An 11,270-nucleotide genomic window follows, 5' to 3' on the forward strand; every position below is an offset into this window, starting at 1 on the left:
TCATTCTAAAAGACTAAAAGATGCCTTCTTACTACTATGAAAAATTCCACCTATTAAAGATAATAATTATATTCATTAATTCTAGAGTTAGTACTCTTTATATTCCACACTACCCGATTAAATCGAAAATCCTACATTGCCATCATAATACCTAGATAAAATTCGGATTGTTCGCAAAAAAACACACTATGCAGTTTATTCGCAAAGTGTGTTTTTTAATTTTGAATTATCAAATCATAAATAGCCATTGTAGACTCCATTGGTGTTGTATTTAGCTCTTTGTGCAATTGTTGCACACATTTTTCGTACCATTTTAATGCAAGTGGTCGATTGTTTAATTGAAAGTAACTATACATTAAAAGTCTATACCCTTCCTCCCATAGCGAATCTTCACGAATCATTTTTTCCGCATAAACAATAGCTTGTTTATAATTTTGTTGATGGATCGCGTTTTGTGCCAATTTTTCGAGTACTTCAAGATATAAGGTTTGAAATTTTTCTCGGTCTTGTACAATCCAATCGAGCTGCTTTTTCTCAGCGTAAAGCGCCCCTTTATAGCAGGTTTCAGCAAGATGAAGCCATTCATTTGAAATATACGGATCTAATTCTTCCATCCCTAATTGATAATAATAGAGAAAACGTTCAACATCGATTTGTAAAAAATGAATATGCCGTAATTGATACATATTATTTTTCCGATGGATAAAATAGCTATCCTGACGAGCACTTCTCGTAGGCTCAAGCACCTTTAAAAGAGCGTTCAATATCACTTTAAAATCACGATCAAGTGAGTCAACTAAACGATCTGGCCATAATGCATGAGCAATTTCTTCTTTAGGAATATACCTATGACGATTACAGTACAAATACACAAAAAGGTCCTTTGCTTTATCACGTTGCCATTCCTTATCTTCACATTGATGATGATCTCGACTCAAACTTAAACTACCAAAGAAATTAACTTGTATCTCGCATGATGGGTATATTAAATTACGATCTACGCTAAAATAACTCTTTATAATTTTAATAGCTGAACTATCGATGTCATTTTGAACACTGTATTGTAAAAGTTCAAGAAAAACTGCTAAATTTGACGGTCCTAACATGGTTCTTCTTTGGAAAAAATATTCGTAGCCTTGTGTAATGCATGAGCTTGCAAATTGCTTGAAATAGATACTAAACGCTTGTGTGTTTTGTTCTTTGGAGGCAATCACAGATTGATAGAAGTATACATGCATTTCACCGTTTTTATCGCCGCATTCTTGAAACTGCATTTTTGCTTTCAAGAGTAGCTGTTTAGCTTTTTCCAAATCATTTTCAGAAACGGTAATTTTCACTTCAACAAGTAAGATAAGTGCGGACATCCATGCATCATGTACTTGTTCAGTTTCATGCAGGCCGAGTGCTAAATACTTTTTAGCAGCAAGCCTGTCCCCAGTCTCATATTTAACAATAGCAAGTCCCATATAAGGTTCTGCTTTCACACGTGAGATATTAATTGTATTCATAAGCGCAATGGCCTTTTCATAAGCCAAGTATGCTCCCTCATAATCTGGAAAATCAAATAATAATAGCGCACTTCCTTTTCGTAAATAACCTACAGCTTCAATAAAAGCAGACTTTTCCCGCACACCTCTCCGAATACCTATTTGAGCAGTGTGCCATGCTTCTTTCGCTTCACCTAACAACCCATGAACGAATGATGCTAACAGTTCACTCTCTCGGTGCGTCGCAAGCATTTGCGCTGGACCTTCGAGCCTTTTAGCCAATAAAATTATCGCTTCGTGTAGCTTACCAGTTCTTAATAGAATACGGACATCTACGTTGGCTCTTTGTAGGATTTCTTCATCTAAAGCGACAGCTTCAATAAAATGACTGGCTTGATTGGCTTTTCCTAAATTCACTAGATTTTCGGCATACTGGCGTTGCAATTCTAAATGCTCTTTTAAACTTAATGTTGTATGATTGGCATGTTCTAATGCCTGGATTAAATAAGGCTCTGCAAGGGCCGGTTGAATAGTATCCAGATATATATGCGCTAATCCAGCATGTGCTTTGGTCATATAGAGGGAGTCACACGCTTCACTAGCTAAGATTATGCACGCTTCATAAGCATTTTTTGCCTTTTCATAATAGGCACGAAAACGATGACATTCACCTTCAAAATAGTATAATGGGTAATATTTTTGCTTTTCATTGACTGAAAAACGATTGATTTTTTCTAATAGCCATTCAAATTGTCCAGCTTTAACTACACTTTCTGCGTTCTTTTGCAATAGTTCCCCACAAAAATTAATATCTTCCGTTTTAAAAGCATGATGTAGTACAGCATGTACATTATCTTGGGTACTAAAATATAAAGCAGCTTTTTTGTGTAACCTAATAAATTGTGTTTGGTCTTGCTGCCATTTCATTTCTAGAAACTTACTAAATAAAGAGTGGAATCTGTATAATCCATTAGGGGTAATTGGTTGAATAAATAAATGCCTGCTCAATAATAACTCTAATTGATCAGCTACTTCCTGATTGTAAAACTGCCTGATTAAGTCATCCGAAAAGGTTGGGAAAATAGCGAAATACAAAAGAGCTTGTTGCTCAAGTGTGGTCATTTTTGCAAAGACATCCTCAGATAAGTATGAAAAGAGATCAGTCGTTTGAATTGTTAACCACCGTTCAATCGGATCATTTTGCCATTGCTCAGCCAATAATGAAATACTGATTGCCCACCCCTCTGTTATTTCTAATACATTCATTAGTTCATCCTCAGTTAGGTGTACCGCTACATAATCTTCGAAAAACACAGAAATTTCTTCAGCTGAAAAAACTAAGTCTTTCTCAGAAATCATGAGCAATTTCATTTGCAGTTTTAACTTTCGTAGAATATCCCAATTCGGAAAAGATCTCGATGCAATGATAAGATGTATATTAGGTGGTGCAAATTCTATTATTTTGTCTAAAACATAGTTAATGTGAAACTCATGGTCAACTAAATGATAATCATCAATAACAATAATGAATGGCCCTTGTATCGTACAAAGGCTATTGATAAATAGCTTGTACAAACGATTTAATTCTTCTATTTTTGGAAACCGTGATAGCCGATTCCAAAGTTCCAAATCCTCGCCAAACGTTGGGATGACACGTTGAATGCTATGGGTCACATACCTTATAAACGGCAATATATTATCATCTTCTTCTGTAACTGTATACCAAGAAAATGGAATGTTTTCAGAATGTAAAAATTGTGCGAGTAAAGTTGTTTTACCATAACCTGCACCGCTATGAATGAAAGTACATGTGTGATCCAGACTCTTTTTCAATTTTTTCATGAGTGGCGCCCGATTTAAACAATAATTTGATGGACTCGGTGAGATACATTTTGATTGAATAATAATATCAATGGTCATTGAATAATAACACCCCTTACATGCTCGCTTTTTATCTATACTACTGAAAAATAGCTCTACATTAAAAACTGTACATGCCGGCACATTCCACTACAGTTGGCGCTTTTCTGGGGGCGAACCTTTCGTTCCATGCGCTTATATTTTTAAGTCAAGTAAATGTTTGGCGAAGCTCAAAATAATAATTTCTAACTGTTCAATCAGTTAGATAATTAACCATTTACTATATACTATATGATTGTTACAAGAAACAAATCATTAAAATTGTTATTTACCTTCATATATATTGTTGATTATGTATACAGAAGTTTTTTCAAAAAAAGTCCAATTATCAATACTGATAATTGGACTTAAAAATATTATAGCAACTCAGCACGTAATTCAGCGGCTGATTTTGGTGATAATAAACCAAATGGAATATCAAATACTGTTTTTGCACCTTTGTCGCCAGCTTGGCTTAAACGATATGCTGCACGAGCATATGCTACTAGAACACTAGATGTAAAGTTTGGATTACTCTCAAGCTTTAACGAAAATTCTAGGATTTGCTTGTCATTAGCACCGCTTTCACCACTGCGAATAACGAAACCACCATGTGGCATTCCTGTATGGTTTGCATTAAATTCTTCTTCTGAAATGAAGTTTACAGTTGTATTATACTCATCAAAGTAGTTCGGCATAGTGACAATTTCTTGTTCAACTTTTGCAGCATCTGCACCTTCAGCTAAAACTACCCAACATTCACGTGCATGTTTTTCACGAGTTGAAAGTTCAGGATTTTCGCCGTTACGAACACGTTCTACTGCATCTTTAATTGGTAATGTGTATTGTACCGCATTTTTCACGCCTTCAATGCGACGTACAGCATCAGAGTGTCCTTGGCTTAAGCCGTCACCCCAGAATGTATATGTTGTGCCTACTGGTAGTACAGCTTCACCCAATACACGATTTAGTGAGAATAAGCCTGGATCCCAGCCTACTGAAATAACAGATACTTTACCAGATTGTTGTGCAACTTTATCTACAGTAGCATAAAATTCTGGGATTTTTGCATGTGTATCGAAACTGTCAATTGTGTTAAACCATTGTGCAAAATGTGGACCTTGTTCTGGTAAGTCTGTTGCCGAACCACCACATAAAATCATTACATCAATATCATTTTGGAATTTTTCAGCATCGTCTACTAAGTATACGCTTGCGTTACTTGCAACATTTACTAAAGAAGGATCACGACGTGTAAAAACAGCCACTACTTCCATATCTGGATTTTGTGAAACCGCATATTCTACACCGCGCCCTAAATTTCCGTAACCTACAATACCAACTCGAATCTTACTCATAAAAAATTCCTCCTTACGTTAACGTGACTATGTGAAGTCTTTCACGTTAAATCTATCTATAATAATACTTTTTGTTAGAAAAATTCACAATAGTTTGAGTACGTGTTTTTTACCATAATCTATACCAGTTTTGTATGAGTACTATCCGACAATGGTATGAATGCGGTTACAAATTAAAATCAGGGTTTTTATTGAATTTCTTGTGCTAATTTTGCAAGGCGTTTGTCATCGAGGATATGATACCCTTTTTTTGTTTTTTCTAGGATCTTTTCTTCACAGAATTGGGCAAGCACATACAATAAATGACGATAAGACACACCCAAGTACTCACATATTTCAGTATGCTTTTCTTTGTAATAGCCTTGATCAGATGATAGCTGAATAAAAGCCGCTAATCGGTTTTCGAGTGGATAAACCTGGTTTTGAGTATATTTTGCGGTCACTGCAGTTTGCTTTTGTCCAAGAAAAACGCAAATTCTGCGCAAAAACACAGCATCAGCAAGTAATTTTTCCTTACATCCGTTTATCGCTATCGACAAACAAATGGTTTGTGACACTGTCTGAATTCCCTTTGTATACCGGCCCTCATTTAATAATTCAATTTCCCCCATAAAACAAGGCGCTTCAATATATTCAATCAGCGATACCTTACCATTTTTGTGTGTTACATAAAGTTTAGCCTTCCCTTCAATCATGTAATACATCGTATCTGGGTATGAGCCTTCCTTGAAAATCCACTCTCCTTTTTCAAACTGGCATAATTCTATGTAAGGTTGTATATCAAACGAGAAAAAGTCATCAATGGGATATTGCTCTAAATAGTACGTGCGTTTACTACCTGTTAATAGTTGCATATTTTTCATCACTTCCCTTTCAAAATATGAGATATCTCACATTATTCTATCGAGGAACGTGCTATTATTCAACATAGTTAATGGAGGTACGAAATCTTATGAACAATCAACGATGGCTTTCTCAAAATTTCTTTGCCTTTTTCTTCACATGGGGAATATTTTTACCCTACTGGACTGGCTGGCTTGTTGATGCAAAGCAACTAACCGTATCAGAAGCAAGTCTTATAATGGGTTGTGGTTTACTTGCCCGAGCAGCTTCTAACTTATTCTTCTTTCCAACACTCGCAAAATACGTGAATAACAAAAATCTTAATGGAATTTTAGCACTTGGAGCACTCGTGACGGCACTACTTTATATTCCAAGTACTTCTTTTACGTCTCTATTCATTGTGACGATTTTATTCAGCATCTTTTATCCGGCACTATTACCAGCAATAGAAAGTAGTGCAGCAACACTTGTACAGCAAAATCACGTCCATTATGGTAAAAGCCGTTCATACGGTTCCTTTGGCTTCGTGATAGCAGTACTCATTATTAGTATGCTCACAGGTGTATTTGGTAAGCAAATGATCTTTTGGAGCATGATTGTAGGTCTGATTGGTATGTTGCTAATGCAATTAACGGCAACACCGAAAGTACTGCTCGCTGTTCCTACAAAAGAAGATCGAAAACAATCACTTTCTATGAAAACACTTTGGAAAGTAACAGGCTTCCCAGTTATTTTAGTAATCCTGATTTTACTACAAGGAGCACATGCATCTTATTATAGTTATGGTTATATTTATTTGGAGGATTTAAACGTTAATCCGCTTTATATGGGAATGATCATTAACATAGCTGTTATTTGCGAAATTTTGTATTTCATGAAAGCAGATACATTGTTTACAAAATGGCGCACATCATCGCTACTGCTATTAGCAGGTGTAGGTTCGACATTGCGTTGGGTATTGATTTTCCTTTTCCCAAATGTATGGATTTTTGTATTCTCTCAAATATTACATACTCTATCCTTCGCATTAGCACATTATGCTTTCATCGCTTATTTGTCAAAAACATTGCCAAAAGAGCAAATTCCAAATGCCCAAGGTTTATATTCAGCGCTTGCCATGGGTCTAAGCACTGCGATTCTTACGTTTTTAGGTGGCTATCTATATGAAATCTCGCCAGGCTTATCATTTTTAGCAATGATTATTTGTACAGTACCAGCGATTATTATCATTCTTGCCACTCGTAAGAAGTTTCAATATTAAAAGCATGAGCTGTCTCGATAACACTGGAGACAGCTCATTTTTTTGACACGACTACATCGTGCAATATTTGCAAGCCTTCACCTAATTCTTCCATTGTCGCGTATGCATAAGAAAGGCGTATATGGTGGGCATCTTGTGGGTCATAAATATACCCTGGGTTAATTAGTACATGATGCTGTAATAACTTCATGAATAACCCTTTATCTACTATTGGTTCATGAAATTTTAGCCAAATATAAAAACCACCCTTTGGTTGCTGCCAACTAGCGATTTCAGCAAAGTTCTCTTTTAATATATTTACTACAAAAATAGCCCTTTGCTGTAATTCATGTCTCAAATGTTTGATATGCTTTTCGTATTTTCCTGTCTGGAGCCAATGCAACACAATTTCCTGTGAAATAGCGCTAGAACCGTAATCCGTTTGCATTTTAATATCAGCAAGCCGCTCGATAACGGTTGTCGGTCCAACTACCCAACCTATCCGAAGACCAGGACTTAATGTTTTTGACATACTACCAATATAAAGAACTTGTCCATTTTCGTCTATTGCTTTTATAGGCTTCGATGTTTCATCAAAAAGTAATTCATGATAGACATCATCTTCAATAATAGGTATACGTAATTGCTTGCAAGCTTCATAAAGCTGTTCTTTTTCAGCTTGAGACCATACTGCCCCTGTTGGATTATTTAATGTGGGGACTGCATAAAAAATTGCTTGGCGTTTACGTTTTCTTTGTTCCAGTATGATATTTAGCTGCGTATCTCGTACAACAGGTACCATTTGCATACCAACTGATTGAAATGGGTGTACAGAATTTAAATAAGAGGTCCCCTCTTGAAAGACGATAGCACCCTGCTCCAATAAGCCAACTGCGATTAGCTGTAATGCCTGTAACCCTCCTGAAACGATACACACATTTTGTGGTGAAGCCTGAATACCCCTTTTTTTCACATAACCACAAATAGCCGATCGTAATGCTTCACTACCTTGTGGTGAAGAATAGCCTAAAGCTTTTGGATGCAATGTTAGTTCTCGTAAAGAAGCCTCAATTTCAGCCTTCGGTAACAGACTCGGCGCCAATTCACCTGTTCCTAAGCGAATTACATCCGAACGTTGCTCATATTCATTGATTAGCTGAATTGTATGATAATTAGGTTTATGTAAACTTGTCTCAATATAATTTTGCCAATTCGGTTGTGCTTGCTTTATTAGTACATGCCAAGAATTATTTGCAACAAATACACCAGACCCAACCTTCCCTTCTAGTAATCCATCCGCTTTTAGCTCTTCCAATGCCTGCTGTACAGTACTTCTGTTTACACCAAATTGCAGCGCGAGCTGTCTTTGTGTCGGGAGTTTGGTCCCCACTACCCAGTTTCCTCGTTCGATGTTTCCAATGATCCAATCAATGATTTGCTGCTGTAACGTCGTTTGTGCATCTCTTTTCGGTTGCCAGCTCATAATTCCCTCCTTAAAAATTGGATGGCTATAAAACCATCCAATTGGTCGTTTTCATTTAGTTATAACATATGTAAACTAATGAAGGAAAGGAGGTATGACAAATGGAAGCATTTCTGCATGGCGCATTATTAGCATTGGGACTGATTTTGCCGTTAGGTGTACAAAATGTATTCGTTTTTTCACAAGGTGCCACGCAACAGCGTTTAGTTCGTGCCTTCCCAGCTAGTATTACTGCGGCATTGTGTGATACATTACTTATCTTACTTGCTGTTTTTGGTCTATCTGTACTTGTATTGCAATTTGAATGGTTACGGTTAGCGCTAATGACTGCAGGTATACTTTTTCTACTATATATGGGCTTTGCTATTTGGCAATCTCAGCCTACAACAACCGAAAAGAATAAAGCATTGCCTATAAAAAAACAAATCTTGTTTGCACTGTCGGTATCCCTGTTAAATCCTCATGCTATTTTAGATACAATTGGCGTAATCGGGACAAGCGCTTTGAAATATAGTGGTGTTACACTAATCTATTTCACTACTGCTTGTATTTTGATTTCTTGGCTTTGGTTTTTTGGACTTACACTCGCTGGTGCATCGTTAAAAAAAATCGACAGCTCTGGAAAACTAATGAACGTGTTTAACAAATGTTCTGCTGTATTTATTTGGGCTACCGCTATTTATTTATTACGTGGTCTTCTGTAATGAACCGCATGTTTTTTTATAGAGAAACAGGAAGATCAAAATGTCTTTCCTGTTTTTCTACGCCTCTTTCAATCCAGCCACATGAGCCGGTCCGAAGAACGATATCTTCATTAAGATTAACGCCATTTCTCGGGGTGTTTGTTTCGTATCACTTGCTAACCATTGTTGAATGACACCAAGATGAGCAGCAGTAACATAGCTCATAAGATACTCCATTGGCACTAAAAGCTCCTCCTTGTTTAAATCTTTCATGATTTTCTCTATAAAGTTAGCTCTCATAAATTGTTTTATTCTATCTTGAAACGAAGGATTTCCATTGGGTCCTAATATTAATTTCATAAAACGTGCATTTTCTTCTATATACCCAAATAATTTCACTAAAAATGGAAGCGGTTCGTTCTGTAAATTAGATTGCAGAATTATGCTTGGATTTATTTCGTGGATAAAATCCTTCAACCCCTCAATCAGTTCATCTTCACTTTTTTTCAGCAAATCATATTTATCTTGGTAATGTAAATAAAAAGTGCCCCTATTTATGTCTGCTTTCTCTGTCAAGTCTCTGACTGTAATCAGTTCAAACCCTTTTTCCTCAATTAAGTCTGTAAGAGCTTCTCGAATGACTTTTTTCGTTCGTACAATTCGTCGATCTGTTTTCTGATTGGACATACCCATTCATCCTTCCCTTCAATAATGAACAATGTATAGCTTTCTGTTTAGTAATAGACAAATCACCTTGTATTGATTATTGCTATCTAATATGGATAAATTATAATTTACATTGTGATCATAAATCAACAACATGTTCACTAATTAATCAAGGGAGGAACTTCGAATGAAAATTGTAAAGGATAAATTTATTCTGATGTCACCTATTATTGTATTAGCAGTAATACTTATTTTTAGTTTAACTTTGGTTCCATCAGTAAATCCTACACAAAAAAACTTACCAATTGCTTTTGTTAATGAGGATGAAGGTGTAATACTTCCTAATCAAACAACTGTTAATATGGGAGAAACAATAGCCACAATGATTCAAGAAACAACAAAAACTGCCGACGATAAAGAACCTACTATAAAGTGGATTTCCGTAAAAAATTATAAGGCAGCGAAAAAGGGCTTAGACAATAGAAAGTATTACGCCGCACTTGTCATACCAAAGGATTTTAGTCAAAAGCAAGCCTCTCTTCAAACGCCAAATCCTATATCAGCAGAAGTTCAAATTTTAGTAAATCAAGGCATGAATACAATGGCATCGACAATAGCTAGTCAAATACTAAATGGATTTGTAGACAACATGAATAATAATGTTAGAGCGCAATTATTGGCTGATTTCGAAAAACAAGAGCGCACCCTAACGACTAAACAAGCAGCCACATTAGCTTCACCAATCACAAAAAACACTACCAATGTAAATGAGATTGGTCAGCATAGCGTTAATGGGAATGCACCAGTTTCATTATTCCAACCACTGTGGATGGCAAGCATAGCTGGAGCACTTATCATAACGTTAGCACTGAATAAACGATTTTTTGCAAATCGAAAAGAAAAGCTCGTAGCTCAATTAATACAGGTTCTTATTGGTGGGATACTTGCTGTTTTTGCAGGTTTTGGTTTGACGTGGATGGCTGGCGTAATAGGAATAGATATTCCTAATTTCTTAGACATCGCTTGGTTCGTAGCAATAGCATTCTTCAGCTTTTACTTAATGATTTCCGCAGGTTTGGCCTGGATTGGTATAAAAGCCATGCCACTATTTGTTTTAATATTGTTCTTTGGTGCACCGCTCCTTGCAATGCCTCCTGAGTTTATGTCTACTTTTTATCATGATTGGATTTATTCATGGTTGCCAATGCGTTTTATGGTCGATGGTCTTCGTGAATTATTTTTCTTCGGCAACGGACTTAGTTGGAATCAACCTACTATGGTTTTAGTAGGAATTGGTTTAGGTAGCCTGATTGTTTTACTACCTTCTGCACTAAAACCTAGTCTTATTACGAAACAGGATATTCAGTCAGATATTTAAAATAAAAACTTAAAATGCAATAATAAACGAAATAAAGTAGGATATCTTTTAAAAAGACATCCTACTTTACTATACAGAATTAAAAACCTACTACTGCTAATTTGAACTTTTCCAATGTTGCTGAATCTTAATAATATTTATTTAATCTCTGGAAGTTATTTTGAAATCCAGGTTCTTTTAACATTATATTTACGTGTTTTGTGCTGCAGTAATCTTTCATCTCCAGCTTTGAT

The 11,270-nt window shown here is 36.0% G+C and carries 8 protein-coding genes; 3 read left to right on the forward strand and 5 right to left on the reverse strand.

Annotated features, from left to right (window positions below; translation table 11 throughout):
* Nucleotides 1-215 precede the first annotated feature (215 nt).
* From ACIQZG_RS16760 to yeiL, 3 genes are all read right to left on the reverse strand, one after another.
* Nucleotides 216-3,329 carry a BTAD domain-containing putative transcriptional regulator gene (locus tag ACIQZG_RS16760; RefSeq protein WP_402756629.1) on the reverse strand — a complete coding sequence of 1,038 codons (3,114 nt, stop codon included), beginning with the start codon at nt 3,327-3,329 and terminating at the stop codon, nt 216-218.
* Nucleotides 3,330-3,763: 434 nt separating this feature from the next.
* Nucleotides 3,764-4,744: a diaminopimelate dehydrogenase gene (locus ACIQZG_RS16765; RefSeq protein WP_402756630.1), complete on the reverse strand. Its 981-nt coding sequence runs from the start codon at nt 4,742-4,744 to the stop codon at nt 3,764-3,766.
* Nucleotides 4,745-4,932: 188 nt separating this feature from the next.
* Nucleotides 4,933-5,598, reverse strand: coding sequence for a transcriptional regulator YeiL (gene yeiL, locus ACIQZG_RS16770; protein WP_402756676.1), 666 nt, complete (start codon nt 5,596-5,598; stop codon nt 4,933-4,935).
* A gap of 98 nt (nt 5,599-5,696) precedes the next feature.
* Here yeiL and ACIQZG_RS16775 point away from each other — a divergent pair, with 98 nt between their 5' ends.
* Nucleotides 5,697-6,848 (forward strand): 3-phenylpropionate MFS transporter, encoded by a 1,152-nt coding sequence (locus ACIQZG_RS16775; RefSeq protein WP_402756631.1) that lies wholly within the window; start codon nt 5,697-5,699, stop codon nt 6,846-6,848.
* A gap of 34 nt (nt 6,849-6,882) precedes the next feature.
* Here the strand turns inward: ACIQZG_RS16775 and ACIQZG_RS16780 are convergent, their stop codons facing one another.
* A complete protein-coding gene (locus ACIQZG_RS16780; RefSeq protein WP_402756632.1) occupies nt 6,883-8,310 on the reverse strand; it encodes an aminotransferase-like domain-containing protein in 1,428 nt (475 codons plus the stop codon).
* Between the two features lie 101 nt (nt 8,311-8,411).
* Between ACIQZG_RS16780 and ACIQZG_RS16785 the strand changes: the two genes are divergently transcribed.
* On the forward strand, nt 8,412-9,014 hold the full coding sequence (locus ACIQZG_RS16785) for a LysE/ArgO family amino acid transporter (RefSeq protein WP_402756633.1): 603 nt from the start codon (nt 8,412-8,414) through the stop codon (nt 9,012-9,014).
* Nucleotides 9,015-9,071: 57 nt separating this feature from the next.
* Here the strand turns inward: ACIQZG_RS16785 and ACIQZG_RS16790 are convergent, their stop codons facing one another.
* Complete coding sequence (locus ACIQZG_RS16790) at nt 9,072-9,680, reverse strand: TetR/AcrR family transcriptional regulator (protein WP_402756634.1); 609 nt, start codon at nt 9,678-9,680, stop codon at nt 9,072-9,074.
* A gap of 172 nt (nt 9,681-9,852) precedes the next feature.
* Between ACIQZG_RS16790 and ACIQZG_RS16795 the strand changes: the two genes are divergently transcribed.
* Nucleotides 9,853-11,037, forward strand: coding sequence for a YhgE/Pip domain-containing protein (locus tag ACIQZG_RS16795; protein WP_402756677.1), 1,185 nt, complete (start codon nt 9,853-9,855; stop codon nt 11,035-11,037).
* The last annotated feature ends 233 nt before the right edge of the window (nt 11,038-11,270 follow it).

This window comes from Lysinibacillus sp. NPDC096418 (assembly GCF_044762775.1).
In the GTDB taxonomy this organism is placed as follows: domain Bacteria; phylum Bacillota; class Bacilli; order Bacillales_A; family Planococcaceae; genus Lysinibacillus.

Bases quoted from the DNA above. Each gene is read 5' to 3' on its own strand.
- ACIQZG_RS16760 (WP_402756629.1), bottom strand. From the start codon at position 3,329: ATGAAAAAATTGAAAAAGAGTCTGGATCACACATGTACTTTCATTCAT.
- yeiL (WP_402756676.1), bottom strand. From the start codon at position 5,598: ATGCAACTATTAACAGGTAGTAAACGCACGTACTATTTAGAGCAATAT.
- ACIQZG_RS16775 (WP_402756631.1), top strand. From the start codon at position 5,697: ATGAACAATCAACGATGGCTTTCTCAAAATTTCTTTGCCTTTTTCTTC.
- ACIQZG_RS16780 (WP_402756632.1), bottom strand. From the start codon at position 8,310: ATGAGCTGGCAACCGAAAAGAGATGCACAAACGACGTTACAGCAGCAA.
- ACIQZG_RS16765 (WP_402756630.1), bottom strand. From the start codon at position 4,744: ATGAGTAAGATTCGAGTTGGTATTGTAGGTTACGGAAATTTAGGGCGC.
- ACIQZG_RS16790 (WP_402756634.1), bottom strand. From the start codon at position 9,680: ATGTCCAATCAGAAAACAGATCGACGAATTGTACGAACGAAAAAAGTC.
- ACIQZG_RS16785 (WP_402756633.1), top strand. From the start codon at position 8,412: ATGGAAGCATTTCTGCATGGCGCATTATTAGCATTGGGACTGATTTTG.